Source organism: Mycobacterium gordonae (assembly GCF_002101675.1).
Lineage (GTDB): Bacteria > Actinomycetota > Actinomycetes > Mycobacteriales > Mycobacteriaceae > Mycobacterium > Mycobacterium gordonae.
The window spans coordinates 49,380-67,716 of sequence record NZ_LQOY01000040.1; the positions used below are offsets into that span (position 1 = coordinate 49,380).

Here is an 18,337-nt window from a genome sequence, read left to right on the forward strand (position 1 = left end):
CGGAATGCTGCACCAAGCGGCAGCTTCGTGCGGCGGCTTCTATGACTCGGCGAGAGCCGCATCCGGCGGGTCAGAGACGACCAAATTAGGCGAGGGGTTAGTAATGAGTGATCAGCTCCAGCATGCGACCGAAGCATTGCGGAAAGCGCTGGTCCAGGTCGAACGCCTGAAGAAGACCAACCGGGCGCTGCTGGAGCGGAACAGCGAGCCGATCGCCATCGTCGGAATGTCCTGCCGGTTCCCCGGCGGCGTCGACTCCCCGGACAGCCTGTGGCGGATGGTCGCCGAGGGCCGCGACGTCATCGCCGAGTTCCCCACCGATCGCGGCTGGGATGTCGGTCAACTTTTCGACCCCGACCCGGACGCGGCGCACAAGACCTACGCCAACACCGGCGGCTTCGTCGACGGTGTGGCCGACTTCGACGCCGCCTTCTTCGGCATCGCGCCCAGTGAGGCGCTGGCGATGGACCCCCAGCACCGGATGCTGCTGGAACTCTCCTGGGAGGCGCTCGAGCGCGCCGGGATCGATCCCGGCGGACTGCGCGGCAGCGCCACCGGTGTGTTTGCCGGGATCATTGCCCAGGGCTACGGAATGTTTGCTGAGGAGATAGAGGGCTACCGGCTCACCGGTATGACGTCCAGTGTCGCCTCCGGCCGGGTGTCCTACGTGCTGGGTCTGGAAGGCCCAGCGGTGTCAGTGGACACCGCCTGCTCGTCGTCCCTGGTGGCACTGCACATGGCGGTACAGTCGCTGCGGTCGGGAGAGTGCGACCTGGCACTGGCCGGTGGTGCGACGGTCAACGCCACCCCGACGGTGTTCGTCGAATTCAGCCGCCACCGAGGCCTGGCTCCCGACGGCCGCTGCAAGGCCTACGCGGGCGCCGCCGACGGCGTGGGCTGGTCCGAGGGTGGCGCCATCGTTGTGGTGGAACGACTTTCGGACGCACAGCGGTTGGGGCACCCGGTGCTCGCCGTCGTGCGGGGTACCGCGGTGAACCAGGACGGTGCGTCCAACGGATTGACGGCGCCGAACGGTCCCTCCCAACAGCGCGTGGTGCGCGCGGCGCTGGCTAACGCCGGGCTGTCGGTGACCGATGTCGATGTGGTCGAGGGCCACGGCACCGGCACCACGCTCGGCGACCCGATCGAGGCCCAGGCCTTGCTGGCCACCTACGGTCAGGGGCGCGCGGATGCGGGACGGCAACCCCTGTGGCTGGGATCTATCAAGTCGAACATGGGGCACACGCAAGCCGCGGCCGGTGTGGCCGGTGTGATCAAGATGGTCCAGGCCATGCGCCACGAGATGTTGCCGGCGACCTTGCACGTGGATGTGCCGTCCCCGCACGTGGACTGGTCGGCGGGGTCGGTGGAGTTGCTGGCCCAGGCCCAGCCGTGGAAGGCCGAGCCCGCCCGCGCCCGCCGTGCAGCGGTGTCGTCATTCGGCATCAGCGGCACCAATGCGCACGTGATCATCGAGTCCGCGCCGGCCGAACAGCCCCGCGAGGCCGCGCCGCAGGGACCGGCAGTGCCGTGGACGATCTCCGCCAAATCCGCCTCGGCACTGACGGCCCAGGCCGCCCGGTTGGCCGAATACATCGGCGCGCGTGAGGATCTGGACATCGCCGACGTCGCCTGGTCGCTGGCGGGGCGTACCGCGTTCGAGCACCGGGCCGTCATTGTCGGGGCAGACCGTGACCGGTTGCTGGCGGGATTGGCCGAGCTTGCCGCCGATGAGCCGGGGGAGTATATCCGCGGCGCGGCCCAGCCCACCGGAAAGACCGTCTTCGTCTTCCCCGGCCAGGGCTCGCAGTGGGTCGGTATGGCCGTCGAATTGCTGGACACCGCACCGGTATTCGCGCAGCAGGTCCAGGTGTGCGCCGAAGCGTTCGCCGAGTTCGTCGACTGGTCGCTGATCGATGTGCTGCGCGGCGCACCCGGGGCTCCGGGTCTGGACCGCGTCGACGTGGTGCAGCCCGTGCTGTTCGCGGTGATGGTGTCGCTGACCGAGCTGTGGCGCTCGATCGGTGTGCGCCCCGACGCCGTCATCGGCCACTCCCAAGGCGAGATCGCCGCTGCCTACGTAGCCGGAGCGCTGTCGTTGCGCGACGCGGCCAGAGTGGTCACGCTGCGCAGCAAGCTCTTGACCGGGCTGGCCGGGCCGGGTGGGATGCTGTCGATCGCCTGCGGCGCCGAGCAGGCACGAGAGTTGTTGGCGCCGTTTGGTGATCGCCTGGACATCGCCGCCGTCAACGGCCCTGCGGCGGTCGTGGTGTCCGGCGAGGTGGCCGCGCTCGACGAGCTCGCTGCCGCCTGTGTCGACCGCGAGCTCCGCGTGCGCCGGATCGACGTCGACTACGCCTCTCACTCGGTCGAGGTGGAGGCGATCCGCGGCGCATTGAGCGAGGCGCTGGCCGGCCTCGAGCCGTCGTCATCGCGCATCGCCTTCTTCTCCACCGTCACCGGAAGTCGGTTGGATACCGCCGGTTTGAATGCCGAATATTGGTATCGCAACATTCGTCAGACCGTGCAGCTCGACCAGGCGGTCCGTAGTGCCTGTGAGCACGGCTACCGGGTGTTCATCGAATCGAGTCCACACCCGGCTCTGATCGCCGGCATCGAGGGCACCGCCAGCGCCTGCGATACCGAACCCGTGGTGGTGCCCACCCTGGGTCGCGAAGACGGTGGACTGCAACGCTTCCTGTCCTCGGCAGGCACCGCATTCGTCGCGGGGGTACCCGTGAACTGGCGTGGTCTGCTGGACGGCGCCGGGTTCGTCGAGTTGCCGACGTACGCCTTCGACAAGCGACGGTTCTGGCTGTCCGGCGAGGGCACCGGCGCCGACGCCTCCGGCCTGGGCCTGACTGCCAGCGAGCACCCGCTGCTGCGCGCGGTGGTGGAGTTGCCGGATTCGGGCGGCGTCGTCCTGACCGGTCGGCTTGCTCCGAGTGTGCAGGGTTGGTTGGCCGATCACGCCGTCTCCGGCATGGTGGTGTTCCCCGGCACCGGCTTTGTGGAATTGGCGATCCGCGCCGGCGACGAAGTCGGTTGTTCGGTGGTCGACGAGCTGACCCTGCGCTCTCCGCTGGTGATCCCGGCGTCGGGATCCGTTGCGGTACAGGTCATCGTGGGCGCCGCCGCCGAGGAGACCGGGCAGCGCGGTGTGTCGATCTACTCGCACACCGACGTCGACGGTGGATCGGTGTGGGTGTGCCACGCGGAGGGAACGTTGCGTTCCGCAACGGTCGAGCCCGGCGCGGACCTGTCGGTGTGGCCGCCGCAGGGCGCCGTTGCCGTCGATCTGACCGGCGGCTACGAGCGGCTGGCCGAGCACGGCTACGGGTACGGTCCGGCATTTCGTGGGCTGACCGCGTTGTGGTCGCGTGGGCCGGAGTTGTTCGCCGAAGTGACATTGCCTGACCCGGCAGGAGGCTCGGCGGCATACGGGGTGCATCCCGCGTTGCTCGATGCGGCCCTACACGCCGCGGTATTGGCCAACCCGGCAGCCGAACTCGTGTTGCCGTTCTTCTGGCAGGGCGTGACGCTGCACGCTGCGGGCGCTTCGGCGGTACGGGCCCGGATCGCGCCCGTCGGCGAGTCCGCGGTCTCGGTGGAGCTCGCCGATGGTTTGGGTTTGCCGGTGCTTTCGGTCGCTGCCATGGTGGCCCGCCCCGTGAACGAAAAACGGTTGCGGGCGGCGCTTTCCGGCTCCGGTCCGGACCGGCTGTTCGAACTCGTCTGGACGCCGGCGACATCCGCCGGCGGTACCGCGACGACGCCCTCTGAGATGTCTTATGAGGTCTTCGAATCCGTTGTCAGTGAGGAAGATCCGGTCACGGCAAGCTACGAACGGACCCACAGCGCACTGGCCGCGGTGCAGTCCTGGCTGTCCGACCACGAGACTGGTGTGCTCGTGGTCGCGACCCGCGGCGCCATGGCGCTCCCGGGAGAGGACGTCACCGATCTGGCGGGTGCGGCGGTCTGGGGCTTGGTGCGGTCGGCGCAGACCGAGAATCCCGGGCGCCTGCTGTTGATCGATTCGGATGCGCCACTGGATGATTCAGTGCTGTCAGCCGCGCTCGCGGTCGGTGAGCCTCAGCTGCTGCTGCGCGCGGGCCAGCTCTACACTCCCCGGGTTCGTGGCAGCCGCGCGGTCGACCAGATCCTGGAACCGCCGGGCGAGGGGCCGTGGCGGCTGGGTCTGAGCAGCGCGGGGACCTTCGAGAACCTGCGCCTGGAGCCGGTACCCAATGCCGGCGCGCCGCTGGAGCCCGGCTACGTCCGCGTCGCCCTGCACGCCATCGCGGCCAACTTCCGCGACATCATGATCACGCTGGGCATGTTCACCCACGAGGCACTGCTGGGCGGCGAGGGCGCCGGCGTCGTCGTCGAGGTCGGGCCCGGGGTCACCGAATTCGCCGTCGGCGATTCGGTGTACGGCTTCTTCCCCGACACCAGCGGCACCCTGGTTCCCGGTGACGTCCGGTTGCTGCTGCCCATGCCGTCGGACTGGTCGTATGCCGAAGCGGCGGCCATCTCCGCGGTGTTCACCACCGCGTGGTTCGCGTTCATGGATCTGGCGCCGGTCAGGCCGGGGCAGCGAGTGTTGATTCACGCCGCCGCCGGTGGTGTGGGCATGGCCGCCACCCAGTTGGCTCGGCATCTCGGGTTGGAGGTGTTCGGCACCGCCAGCAAGGGCAAGTGGGACACCCTGCGCGCCATGGGCTTTGACGACGACCACATCTCCGACTCGCGCAGCCTCGACTTCGAGGAGAAGTTCCGCACGGTTACCGGCGGGGCTGGAATGGATGTGGTCCTGGACTCGCTGGCGGGCGAGTTCGTCGATGCCTCCCTGCGTTTGGTGGCCCCCGGCGGCGTGTTCCTGGAAATGGGTAAGACCGACATCCGTGATCCCGGGGTGATCGCGCAGCAGTACCCGGGCGTGCGCTACCGCGCCTTCGACCTGTTCGAGCCCGGCCGTCCGCGGATGCACCAGTACATGCTGGATCTCGCCGAACTGTTCGACGCGGGTGTGCTGCGTCCGCTGCCGGTCACCACGTTCGACATCCGGCGCGCCCCGGCTGCGCTGCGCTACCTCAGCCAGGCGCGCCACGTAGGCAAGGTCGTGATGACGCTGCCGGGCCTGTGGTCCCGGGACACCGTGCTGATCACCGGCGGCACCGGCATGGCGGGTTCGGCGTTGGCGCGCCATGCCGTGACCCAACACGGGGTGCGTCATCTGGTGCTACTCAGCAGGCGCGGCCCGGACGCACCGGGCGCCGCGGAGTTGGTGGCCGAACTCGAGGCGGCCGGCGCGCAGGTGCAGGTGGTGGCCTGCGACGCATCCGACCGGCCGGCTCTGGCCAAGGTGATCGCCGACATTCCCGTGCAGCGGCCACTTTCGGCGGTGATCCATGCCGCCGGGGTGCTCGACGACACGGTGGTGACATCCCTGACACCGGACCGGGTGGACACGGTGCTGCGGGCCAAGGTCGACGCCGCCTGGAACCTGCACGAGCTCACCCGCGACCTGAATGTGTCTGCCTTCGTGATGTTTTCGTCGATGGCCGGCTTGGTCGGTTCGTCCGGACAGGCGAACTATTCGGCAGCGAACTGTTTCCTCGACGGGCTGGCGGCACATCGCCGTGCCCACGGATTGCCGGCGATATCGCTGGGTTGGGGCCTGTGGGATCAGGCCAGCGCCATGACCGGCGGGCTGAATGAAGCCGACCGGGCCCGGTTGGGTCGCGAAGGCGTCCTGGCGTTGTCCTCGCAGGAGGCGCTGGAACTGTTCGACACCGCGCTCATCGTCGACGAGCCGTTCCTGGCGCCTGCCCGAATCGACCTGTCCGCGTTGCGCGCCCACGCGGTCGCGGTGCCGCCGATGTTCCGGGACCTGGTCAACGCACCGACCCGTCGTCAGGTCGACGAGTCGCTGGCCGCGGCGAAGTCGAAATCGGCGCTCGCGCACCGGTTGCACGGCCTGCCGGAAGCCGAGCAGCACGCCCTGCTGCTGGACCTGGTGCGCTCTCACATCGCCACGGTGCTGGGCAACGTGGCGCCCGAAGCCATCGATCCCGATAAGGCCTTTCAGGACTTGGGTTTTGACTCGTTGACCGCAGTGGAAATGCGTAACCGGCTGAAATCGGCCACCGGGCTCTCGCTGTCGCCCACGCTGATCTTCGACTACCCGACCCCCAGTGGCCTGGCCACCTACATCCGTACCGAACTCGCCGGAGTGCCCCAGGAGATCACCCAAACCCCGGCCGTACGCGTGACCGGTGCGGACCAGATCGCGATCGTCGGCATGTCGTGCCGCTATCCCGGTGGCGTGTATTCGCCGGAAGACCTGTGGGACATGGTGATTCAGGGCCGCGACGTGCTCTCGGATTTCCCGACCGACCGGGGCTGGGATCTGGCCGGTCTGTACAACTCCGATCCCGACGTCGCCGGCACCTGCTATACCCGCACCGGCGGATTCGTCGACGGCGTCGCCAACTTCGACCCCGCCTTCTTCGGGATCGCACCCAGCGAGGCCCTGGCAATGGATCCGCAGCAACGCCTGTACCTCGAGCTGTCCTGGGAAGCACTGGAACGCGCGGGCATTGAGCCGGGCTCGCTGCGGGGCAGCGCGACCGGAGTGTTCGCCGGCGTTTACACCCAGGGCTACGGCATCGGCGCCGCCCAGGCGGCGGAGGGCTTCCGGTTGACCGGGCAGTCTTCCAGTGTCGCCTCGGGCCGGGTGGCCTACGTGCTCGGCCTGGAAGGGCCGGCGGTGTCGGTCGACACCGCGTGCTCGTCCTCGCTGGTGGCGTTGCACATGGCGGTGCAGTCGCTGCGGTCGGGGGAGTGCGACCTGGCGCTGGCCGGCGGTGTCACGATCAACGCGACGCCCGACATCTTCATCGAGTTCAGCCGCATGCGGGGACTGTCGGCCGACGGCAGGTGCAAGGCATTCGCCGGCGCTGCCGATGGCACCGGATTCTCCGAGGGCGGCGGAATGCTGGTGGTGGAACGGCTTTCCGACGCCCAGCGGCTGGGGCATCCGGTCTTGGCCTTGGTGCGCGGGTCGGCCATCAACCAGGACGGCGCGTCCAACGGCTTGACCGCGCCCAACGGTCCCTCCCAGCAACGGGTGGTGCGGGCCGCGCTGGCCGCCGCGGGCCTGTCGGCAACCGAGGTGGATGCCGTCGAGGGTCACGGCACTGGCACCATGCTGGGCGACCCGATCGAGGCGCAGGCGTTGCTCGCCACTTACGGGCAGGGCCGCAGCGAGCCGCTGTGGCTCGGGTCGATCAAATCGAATATGGGTCACACGCAGGCCGCGGCGGGGGTGGCCGGGGTGATCAAGATGGTGCAGGCGATGCGCCACCAGGTGTTGCCGGCCACTCTGCACGTCGACGCGCCCAGCCCGCACGTCGACTGGTCGACGGGATCGGTTGCGCTGCTGACCGAGCCGCAGCCATGGCCGGCGGAACACGCCCGGCGGGCCGGGGTCTCGTCATTCGGGATCAGCGGCACTAACGCGCACGTGATCATCGAATCCGGTCCCGCCGCACCGGCCGTCGAAACCACCGGCCCGAAACCGGCGGTGCTGCCGTGGGTGGTCTCCGCCAAGTCCGCCCCGGCCTTGCGCGCCCAGGCCGGCCGGCTCGCCGAATACCTGGGCCGCCGCGACGAACTCGAGCCGGCCGACGTCGGCTGGACTCTGGCAGGCCGATCGTCGTTCGAGCACCGGGCCGTCGTCGTCGGCGCCGACCGGGCCGAGTTGCTGAACGGTTTGTCCGAGCTGGCCGACGACGATCTCGGTGCCGTCATCCGCGGTGTGACGCAACCCGGTAAGACCGTCTTCGTCTTCCCCGGCCAGGGTTCCCAACTGCTGGGCATGGGCATGGGTCTGCACGCGACCTACCCGGTGTTCGCCGAGGCGTTCAACACCGTTGTCGGCGAACTGGACCATCACCTGCTGCGACCGCTGCGCGAAGTGATGTGGGGCCACGACGAAAGTGTGCTCAACACAACCGAATTCGCTCAGCCAGCGTTGTTCGCGGTCGAAGTTGCGCTGTTCCGGCTGCTGGAATCCTGGGGCGTGCGGCCCGATTTCGTGATGGGACACTCCGTCGGTGAGCTCACGGCGGCGCACGTCGCCGGCGTGTTGTCGCTGGAGAACGCCGCCGTTCTGGTCTCCGCCCGGGGGCGGTTCATGCAGCGGCTGGAGGCCGGCGGTGCGATGGTCGCCGTGCAGGCCACCGAGGACGAGGTGCGGCCGCTCCTGACCGCTGAAGTCAGCATCGCCGCGGTCAACGGTCCGGCGTCGCTGGTCATTTCGGGTGCGCAGGAGCAGGTGCTCGAGGTTTCCGAGCGCTTGCGAGCCGAAGGCCGCCGGGTCCACCAGCTGGCCGTTTCCCATGCGTTCCACAGCCCGCTGATGGACCCGATGATCGACGAGTTCGCCGCGGTCGCGGCCGGCCTCCCGATCGGCCAGCCGACCATTCCGGTCATCTCGAACGTCACCGGGCAACCGGCCGGAGACGACTTCGCGTCGGCGGCCTACTGGAAGCGCCATGTCCGGGAAGCGGTGCGCTTCGCCGACAGCATTCTTTTCGCGCAGTCGGTCGGTGCCACACGATTCTTGGAGGTCGGTCCGAGTGGGGGTCTGATCGCGTCGATCGAGGAGTCGCTGCCCGACGTGGCAATCACCACCAGCTCTGCGTTGCGCAAGGACCGACCCGAACCCGCGACGCTGATCGGCGCGCTGGCGCACCTTTTCGTCGCCGGGACCCCGGTGGACTGGCGGGCGGTGCTGGGGCAGGCGAACTTCGTTGAGTTGCCGACGTACGCCTTTGAGCGACGCCGGTTCTGGTTGGCCAACGGCAGCACCGCGGTCGATGCCGAGGGCCTGGGCCTGGCAGCCGGCGAGCACGCCCTACTGGGCGCGGTGGTCGACCTGCCGGGCTCGGGCGGTGTGGTGTTGACCGGCCGACTGTCGGCCGCCACGCACGGCTGGTTACGGGACCACGCGGTGGGCGGCGTAGCGATCTTCCCCGGCGCAGGCTTTGTGGAACTCGCCATCCGGGCCGGGGACGAGGTGGGCTGCACGACGGTTGACGAGCTCACGCTCGCGGCTCCGATGATCCTGCCCGAATCCGGCTCGGTCGCCGTGCAAGTTGTCGTGGACGCCGCCGACGAGTCCGGCACTCGCGGCGTGTCGATCTTCTCGCGGGCCGAAAGCGGCTGGCTGCTGCACGCCGAAGGTTCGGTGAGTTCAGCAGCGCCGCAAGCGATTTCCGAGCTGTCCAGCTGGCCGCCGGTGGGCGCCGCCCAGGTGGACATCACCGGCACCTACGAGCGACTGGCCGAGCGCGGGTACGGCTACGGCCCCGCCTTCCAGGGACTGACCGCGATGTGGCGCCGCGGTGACGACCTGTATGCCGAGGTGAATCTGCCCGACACGGCGGGCCTGTCGCCCACCGGATTCGGGGTGCACCCGGTGGTTCTGGACGCGGCACTGCACGCCCTGATCGCGGGCGCCGACAGCGACCTCGAACGCCCCGATGGCGTGCTGGTGCCGTTTGCCTGGCAGGGCGTGTGCCTGCACGCGGCGGGCGCGTCGGCGGTGCGGGCCCGCATCACACCGACCGGGCCGTCGTCGGTGTCGGTGGAGTTGACCGACGCGCTGGGACTGCCGGTCCTGTCGGTGGCTTCGATGGTGGCCCGCCCCGTGACCGAGCAGCAGCTCAAGGCCGCACTTGCGGGGTCGGCCGGAGACCGTCTCTTCGAGGTCAACTGGTCACCGGCGCCGGCCCTGACCACCGGTGCGACGCCGCCGTATGAGGTGTTCGAGTCGGAACCTGTGACAGGCCTGGCCGGTGTGTACACCGCCACTCACCGCGCGCTGGCCGCAGTGCAGGCCTGGCTGGCCGAGCATGACTCGGGAGTTCTGGTCGTATCGACGCGGGGCGCGATGGCGCTACCGGGTGAGAAGATCACAGATCTGGCCGGCGCCGCGGTCTGGGGCTTGGTGCGTTCGGCTCAGACCGAGCATCCCGGCCGAATAGTGTTGGTGGACAGCGATGTCGCCATCACCGACGACGAAGCGGCGGCCGTCCTCGCGGTCGGCGAGCCCCAGATCTTGTTGCGCAACGGCACCACGCACATCGCGCGCGTGCACGGCAGCCGTGCGGTGCGCTCGCTGTTGAGCCCCCCGGGTGATGTCCCATGGCGCCTGGGCATGAGCAGCCCGGGTACCTTCGAAAACCTGCGGATGGAACCCATTCCGGACGCGGACGCCCCGCTGGGACCGCGGCAGGTGCGCATCGCGACCAGCGCCATGGCCGCCAACTTCCGCGACGTCATGATCGCTCTCGGTCTCTACCCCGACGAGGCGGCGGCGATGGGTGTCGAAGCCTCGGGAACCGTGGTCGAGACCGCTTCCGACGCCAAGCGTTTCGCGTCCGGTGACCGGGTGACGGGCTTGTTCCCGGAAGGCACCGGGGCGGTAGCGACCACCGACGAGCGGTTGCTGATCAAGATTCCGCCCGGGTGGTCGCAGACCGAGGCCGCTACCGCACCGGTGGTCTTCGCCACCGCCTACTACGCGCTGAAAGTCCTGGCCGACGTGCAGCCCGGGCAGCGGCTGCTGGTGCATGCCGCCGCCGGCGGTGTCGGCATGGCAGCCGTGCAACTGGCCCGGCACTGGGGTGTGGAGGTGTTCGCCACCGCCAGCAAGGGCAAATGGGACACCCTGCGCGCCATGGGTTTTGACGACGCCCACATCGGCGACTCGCGCAGCCTGGACTTCGAGGACCACTTCCGCGCCGGCACCGGCGGACGCGGCATGGACGTGGTGCTGGACTCGCTGGCCGGTGACTTCGTCGACGCGTCACTGCGGCTGGTCGCCCCAGGTGGGATTTTCTTGGAGATGGGCAAGACCGACATCCGTGACGCCGACGAGGTCGCCGCACAGGGCGTGCGCTACCGCGCCTTCGATCTGTTCGAAGCCGGACCCGACCACATCCAGTCGATGCTGGCCGAGCTGGCCGCGCTGTTCGAAACGGGCGTGCTACAACCGTTGCCCGCCACGGTGTTCGACGTGCGCCGGGCCGCGGCCGCGCTTCGTTACCTCAGCCAGGCACGCCACGTCGGCAAGGTCGTGATGACCATGAGTTCCGGTGTGGCCGGCGGCACCGTCCTGATCACGGGCGGCACCGGGATGGCCGGCTCGGCGCTGGCCCGGCACCTGGTGCACCGCCACCGGGCGCGTCACCTGGTGCTGGTGAGTCGCCGCGGTCCGGATGCGCCGGGTGCCGACGAACTGACCGCCGAACTGGCGGCCGCGGGCGCCGAGGTGCGGGTGGTTGCCTGTGACGCGGCGGATCGGGCGGCGCTGGCCAAGGTGATCGACGAGATCCCGGCGCAGCGGCCGCTGTCGGCGGTGATCCACGCGGCGGGAACGCTCGACGATGCGGTGGTGACGTCGTTGACCCCCGAACGGGTCGACACGGCGATGCGGGCCAAGGTGGATGCGGCCTGGAACCTGCACGAGTTGACTCGCGATCTGAAACTGTCGGCGTTCGTGATGTTTTCGTCGATCGCCGGGCTGGCCGGCGCATCCGGCCAGGCGAACTACGCGGCGGGCAACTCGTTCCTGGACGCGCTGGCCCTGCACCGGCGCCAGCACGGCCTGCCGGCCGTCTCGCTCGGTTGGGGACTGTGGAATCAGGCCAGCAGCATGACCGGTGCGCTGGGCGCGGCCGACCTCGCCCGGTTCGCCCGCGACGGGATCGTGGCGATGGGTTCAGAGGAAGCGCTCGAACTGCTGGACACCGCTTTAATTGTCGACGAGCCGTTCCTGTTGCCGGCGCACATCGACCTGGTGGCACTGCGCGCCAAGTTCGATGCCGGCACGTTGCCGCCGATGTTCGTCGACCTGATCAACGCGCCGGCGCGACGCCAGGTAGACGACTCGCTGGCTGCCGCGAAATCCAAGTCGGCGCTGCTGCAGCGACTGGAAGGGCTGGACGAGGAAGAACAGCACGCCGTCCTGTTGGATCTGGTGCGCTCGCACATCGCCACCGTGCTGGGCAACACCACGCCGGAAGCCATCGACCCCGACCGAGCATTCCAGGAACTGGGCTTCGACTCGCTCACTGCGGTCGAGATGCGTAACCGGCTCAAGGCCGCTACCGGACTGGGCCTTTCGCCGACGCTGATCTTCGACTACCCGAACTCGGCCGCGCTGGCCGGCTATTTCCACCAGGAGCTGCTCGGTGCGGCGCACCAGGACGCGCAGCCCGCGGCGGCGCCCGGGGAAGAGGAGTTGCGTCGCGTCGTGGCGTCGATTCCGGTCAAGCGGCTGCGCCAAGCGGGTGTGCTGGACCTGCTGCTGGCGCTGGCCAACGAGCAGGACGGCGACCGGAACGGTGCTGCGGGGACACCGAACGACGTGTCGAGCGGCAAGGACCTCGCTGACATGGACCTTGACGACCTGGTGAATGCGGCGTTCATGGACGACGACGAGTGAGGATCGCCGTCACCGGTGCCGACAGCCTGCTCGGCCGCGGCCTGGTTGCCAGACTGCTCAGCGAGGGCCACGACGTCACCGGCATCGCCCGCCGGCGCCCCGAAAGCTGGCCCAGCGCAGCGCGTTTCGTGACCGCCGACATCCGGGACGCGGGTGCGGTCCGCCAAGCGCTCAGCGAGGCGAAAGTCGTCGCACATTGCGTCCCGGCGCGAAGCCAGGACGATATCCAGGGAGCGGCCAACGTGCTGGCGGGGATGGCCGAGGCCGCCGGCGGGCGCATTGTTTTCACCTCTTGCGCGCAGGTCTACGGTGACCGAACGCAACCCGTCACCGAGGACGAGCCGCTACGACCGACGACTCCCGCGGGGCGGCACGCGGCGCGGGTGGAAAGGATGTTGGCGGAGTCCGGTTTCGAGTGGGTGGCGATCCGCTTACCACTCGTCTTGGGCCGCAGCGTCGACGACCGATTGCGTGCCCTCGCCGCCCTGCCGGTGCTGCTCAGCGGGTCCGCCGAACGTCGCATCCAGGTTGTACACACCGACGATGCGCTTCGCCTCCTCAACCAGGCCGTCGTCCAAGGCGACATCATCAGCGGAGCAATAAATCTCGCCGCTGCGGGCACGCCGACGGTGCGGCAGGTCGCGGCGTCACTGGGGCGTCCGCTGGTGCCGATCGGGCCTAAGGTGGCCGTTCCGCTGATGGATACCACCCGGCTGCGCGAGGAGTGGCATCTCGACCCCGCCTGGACCGCAAGGGAATGCCTCGAGGATTTCTCGCTCGCGGTGCGCGGACGCGTCGCATTCGGCGACCGAGTGCTGGCCCTGCCCTGGCGGCTGGCCCCGGTCCAGGATCTGCCCGCGGTCGACACACCGGCGGACGACGGGATCGAGCCGAAGTTGGCCGGTCCGGAAGCGGCGAACGGTGAGTTCGACACCCCGATCGACCCCCGGTTCCCCACCTTCCTGGCCACCAACTTGTCCGAGGCGTTGCCCGGCCCGTTTTCGCCGTCGTCGGCGTCCGTGACCGTTCGGGGCCTGCGCGCCGGCGGGGTGGGCATCGCCGAGAGATTGCGGCCCGGCGGCATAGTGCAGAAGGAAATCGCGATGCGCACCGTCGCGGTATTCGCCCACCGGCTCTACGGAGCGATCACCTCGGCGCACTTCATGGCCGAAACCGTGCCGTTCGCCAAACCCGCGACCATTGTCAGCAACAGCGGATTCTTCGGTCCCAGCATGGCGTCGCTGCCGATCTTCGGTGAGGAGCGGCCGCCGTCGGAAACCAACCCGGTCCGTAGGCGGCTGCGCACCTTCCGCAATATCGGCGTGTTCGGCGTCAACCTGGTGGGTCTGAGCGCGGGCTCCCCGCTGGACACGCACGACTACCGCGGCGACATAGCACGCCTCGAGCAACTCGTCGGCGACGACGTCACACGTTTGGATGACCGCCGGCTGCTGAGTCTGATCCTGCTGGCACGCGACCATGTGGTGCACGGTTGGCTGCTGGCGTCCGGATCGTTCATGTTGTGCGCAGCGTTCAACGTCTTGTTGCGCGGATTGTGTGGGCGCGAGACCGCCCCGTCGGCCGGGCCGCAATTGGTGAGCGCCCGATCGGTGGAAGCGGTGCAGCGACTGGCGATGGCGGCCCGGCGGGATCCCACCGTACTGCGGGTGCTCGCCGAACCCGGCGAGCGGCTGGACAAACTCGCCGTGGAGGCGCCGAAGTTTCACCGGGCGGTGCTCGACGAACTGGCCCTGATGGGACACCGCGGGCCGGCCGAGGTGGAGATGCTCTCGACCAGCTATGCCGACGACCCCGAGTTGCTGATCCGGATGGTCACCAAGGCGTTGAGCGCCCCACCGGCGCCCGAGCCACAACACACTCCGATTCCTCTGCACGCCAAGCCTGTTGCTCTGCTTGCCGCACGACAACTGCGCGACCGTGAGGTACGTCGCGACCGCATGGTGCGTGCCATCTGGGTGCTGCGCGGACTGCTGCGCGAGTACGGCCGCCGGCTGACTGAATCCGGGGTCTTCCAATCGGTCGACGACGTGTTCTACCTGTTGGTCGACGAACTCGACGCGTTGCCGGCCAACGTGTCCGAGCTGGTGGCACAGCGTCGCGCCGAGCAGCGCCGGCTGGTGGCAGTCGTCCCGCCGACCGTGTTCAGCGGCCACTGGGAGCCCACCACTTCCTCGCCCGCGGTGCTGGGTGGCGGGGACACTCTGCGTGGCGTCGGCGTCTGTGGCGGCCGAGTGCGGGGCCGGGTTCGCATCGTGCGCCCCGAGACCATCGACGACCTGCAACCCGGTGAGATCCTGGTCGCCGAGGTCACCGACGTCGGATACACGGCCGCGTTCTGCTACGCCGCGGCGGTGGTCACCGAACTCGGGGGGCCCATGTCTCATGCCGCCGTGGTGGCCCGCGAATTCGGCTTCCCCTGCGTGGTCGACGTCCAGGGCGCCACCCGGTCGTTGCCGCAAGGGGCGTTGGTCGAAGTCGACGGCGCCACCGGCGAAATCCGCGTCCTCGAGCCCTGACCGCGCTACTCTGTGCTTCACATCCGGCGGGGCCGGGGGAGGTGCGCAATGTCGTCTGTGTTCGCAACGCCGGAGATAATCGCCTGTACGGCAACAGAGTTGGCGAGCATCGGATCAGCGGTCAACGCTGCCAACGCAATTGCGGCTGTCCCGACCATCGAGATTCTCGCTGCCGGTGCCGATGAAGTGTCGGCCGCCGTCGCCGCACTGTTCGGCCGGCACGCGCTGAGCTACCAGACACTGAGCGCGCAGGCGCACCTCTTCCACACCCAGTTCGTGCAAGCCCTCGCTACGAGCGCGGCAACCTACGGCGGCGCCGAGGCCGCGAGCGCGGCGGCCCTGGGCCCCCTCAACGATCTGCTGAACCTGATCAACCTGCCCACTCAGCTGCTGCTGGGCCGGCCCCTGATCGGCAACGGCACCGACGGCGCCGCGGGGACCGGCGCGGACGGCGGCGGCGGCGGTCTGTTGTTCGGCAACGGCGGCTCCGGCGGTTCCGGCGGCGGGGCCCATCCGGCAGGGGGAAGAGGCGGCGCTGCAGGCTTATTCGGCAATGGGGGGGCCGGCGGCGCCGGGGCCGCCGGCGCGGTCGGAGGCACGGGCGGCAACGGCGGCTGGCTTTTCGGAAACGGAGGAGCGGGCGGCGCCGGCGGTGACGCGCCGACCGGTATCGGCGGGTTGGGCGGTGCGGGTGGTCAGGCGATCCTGTTGGGCGCCGGCGGGATCGGCGGAGCCGGCGGTCTGGGGGCCAACGGCGGCGGTAACGGTGGCGCCGGCGGCTGGGGCGGCTTGCTGGCCGGCAACGGGGCAGCCGGGGGCGCCGGCGGCATCACCACCACCGCCGGCCCCGCCGGCGCCGCCGGCGCCGGCGGTACCGGTCGACGAACTCCCACCGGCTCCGCCCGAGCCTCCCGAACCCAGCAAGCCTGCTGCACCGCCGGCTCCGCCGGGTAGGCCCGGCGCGCCGGAGCCGCCCGAACCCCCGTCACCGAGCAGCCACCCGCCCGGTGAACCGTTCTGTCCGGTGCCGGGGGCGCCGTTGGCGCCGTTGCCGATCAAGGGGCGTCCGGTCAGTGCCTGCACCGGTGCGTTGATGGCATTGAGCAGCAGGTTCAACGGCGAAGCGCTGGCGGCCTCAGCACCGGTGTAGGCCTCCGCGCCGGCGGCCAGGGCCCGCACGAATTCGGCGTGCACGGTCGCGGCCTGAGTGCTGAGCATCTGATAGCTCCGGCCATGCGTAGAGAACAGCGACGCGATCGCCGCCGACACGTCATCTTCGGCTGCGGCAAGCAAACCTGTCGTCGAGGCGGCGGCAGCCGAATTGGCATTGCTGAGGACTGAGCCGAGATTGGCCAGATCTGACGCTGCCCGTGTCACCAGATCCGGCATTGCGAAGACAAACGACATGGGACAACCTCCCAACCTCGGCGCCGGTCCGACCAGCAGCCTCGACACCCCGATGTGTCAAGAAAAAAAGTGGACCACAACCGCGGCGGCGGAAATTGTGTTTTGCGTCAAATTCTCCGGCGCAGCTAGCCCGAAGTTCCTGCCGTCGAGTCGGCATGCAACAAGGGCCGCAACTTCGCCGTCTTGTCCGGCGTCCAGCCCGGGGGCGAGAGCACCGCGGCCCAGCCGTCGGCGCAGTTGGCGACGTAGCGGTGCCCGTGTCCGTCGGGGACGTCGACAGCGACCGCCATGTCGGCCGAGACCTGCAGGAACGTCACCAACGGAAACCAGCGCATCTCGGGAACGACGTCGTATCCCCGTTTTTCGCGCAGCCAGTCCGGTTTGCTGAACAACAGGTCGGGCGTCCACCAGGCGATCGGATCGGATGCGTGCTGCAGATAGACCACCCGCGGGTGGCCCCAGGCCCCCTGCGGCCGATCGAGGTTCTCCGGTCGGGCGACGAACCGCACGTTGCGGCCGTCGTCGTAGATCGGCAACCACTCCGGTGATCCTTGGTCCCGGTTCGCGGTCAATTGAGTCCAGATGGTGTTGTTGAAGGTCGGCCCGCTGAACAGGGCGCCGTCGGTTCGGGCCAGCACGTTGTTGATGCTCATGAACGGCGCCTCTCCGCCGAAGGAGCCCAGGCTCTCGCCGAAGACCACCAGCTTGGGCCGCTTGAACTCCGGCATCTGACGGATCAGCCGGTCGACGGCCTCGAACAGCGCCTGACCGGCGTGCCGCGCGTTCTCCTTGTCCACCAGAAACGACAGCCAGCTGGGCAGGAAGGAGTACTGCATGCTGACGATCGCGGTGTTGCCGTTGTACATGTACTCCAGCGCCGAGGCTTCCGCCTCGTTGATCCAGCCGGTTCCGGTGGTGGTCGCCACCGCGACGACCGCGCGTTGCAATCCGCCGGTGCGCAACAACTCCCGGGCCGCGAGGTCGGCCGTCGCGTCGATGTCTTCGGCGGATTTCAGTCCGGCGTATGCGCGGATCGGTTCGATGGCCGGGGTGCCGTTGAAGGCGGTCAGCCTGCTGACCGAAGGCCCGCCTTCGACGAATATCCGGCCCTGATGTCCCAGCGACTCCCACGACGCCAGCGACTCGGGCCCACCCGATCGCAGCCTGGACTTGGGTGCACTGAAACCAGGGTCCATCTCGTTGTTGACCGCGGCGAAGCTGCCGTTCATCGACCGCATCGCGAACTTGAGGACGACGCCGTTGAGCAGGCTGATCGTCAGCACGATCAGCCCGACGACCACTAGGGCGGCCGACACCCGGAACGGCGCGATCCGATCAACCTGCCGCACCAGAAGAATGACCAGCCGACGGATGAACTGGCCGATCTCGACCAGCGAGAACAACACAATCACCCCGAGGGCCCCGGTCAGTGGATAGTCGTGCCACTTCAGGTGCTCGACGCCCATCATGTCGCGCACGTGGTCCTGCCAGACGTGGAACCGGATCGCCATCACGACGACCCCGATCGCCCCGACCACGATCAGCGGTGGCCAAACCCACGGCGGCGCAGGGGGACTGGTGTTTTGCGACCGCATGTAGCGCACCAGCCAGACGGCGAACACGCCCAGGCCGTAACCGATGGCGCCCGAGCAGCCGCTGACCACGCCCTGGAACAACGGGCCGCGGGGCAACAGCGACGGTGTGAGCGACAGCCACACGAAGATCAGGCCGACCAGGGTCCCGGTATAGGTGTAGTGGCGGACCCACCAGCGGCCGCGGTACCGGTGCCACCATGGCGCATCCTGGGCAGCGTCGGTGGTTGGCGCCGTGTCCTTTTCGGTGGTTGCGGTGGCCGCGGACTCGCTCATCGGTG

At 69.1% G+C, this 18,337-nt stretch carries 3 protein-coding genes and 2 pseudogenes; 3 read left to right on the forward strand and 2 right to left on the reverse strand.

What is annotated here, in order from left to right; translation table 11 throughout:
• Positions 1-103: 103 nt before the first annotated feature.
• From AWC08_RS07540 to AWC08_RS38980, 3 genes and pseudogenes are all read left to right on the forward strand, one after another.
• Positions 104-12,520 (forward strand): type I polyketide synthase, encoded by a 12,417-nt coding sequence (locus AWC08_RS07540; RefSeq protein WP_069432705.1) that lies wholly within the window; start codon positions 104-106, stop codon positions 12,518-12,520.
• Complete coding sequence (locus tag AWC08_RS07545) at positions 12,517-15,057, forward strand: PEP-utilizing enzyme (protein ID WP_069432704.1); 2,541 nt, start codon at positions 12,517-12,519, stop codon at positions 15,055-15,057. The genes AWC08_RS07540 and AWC08_RS07545 overlap by 4 nt, the downstream gene beginning before the upstream one ends.
• 48 nt (positions 15,058-15,105) lie before the next feature.
• Positions 15,106-15,936, forward strand: a pseudogene (locus AWC08_RS38980) (PE family protein); the annotation flags it as partial.
• Here the strand turns inward: AWC08_RS38980 and AWC08_RS39820 are convergent.
• A pseudogene (locus AWC08_RS39820) lies at positions 15,853-16,464 on the reverse strand (PE family protein); the annotation flags it as partial. The pseudogenes AWC08_RS38980 and AWC08_RS39820 sit on opposite strands and share 84 nt — an antisense overlap.
• 125 nt (positions 16,465-16,589) lie before the next feature.
• On the reverse strand, positions 16,590-18,332 hold the full coding sequence (locus AWC08_RS07560) for an alpha/beta hydrolase (protein ID WP_065137220.1): 1,743 nt from the start codon (positions 18,330-18,332) through the stop codon (positions 16,590-16,592).
• Positions 18,333-18,337: the final 5 nt, after the last annotated feature.

What these genes read in the sequence shown, in the direction of transcription:
- AWC08_RS07540 (WP_069432705.1), top strand. Translation starts at nt 104, where the DNA reads ATGAGTGATCAGCTCCAGCATGCGACCGAAGCATTGCGGAAAGCGCTG.
- AWC08_RS07560 (WP_065137220.1), bottom strand. Translation starts at nt 18,332, where the DNA reads ATGAGCGAGTCCGCGGCCACCGCAACCACCGAAAAGGACACGGCGCCA.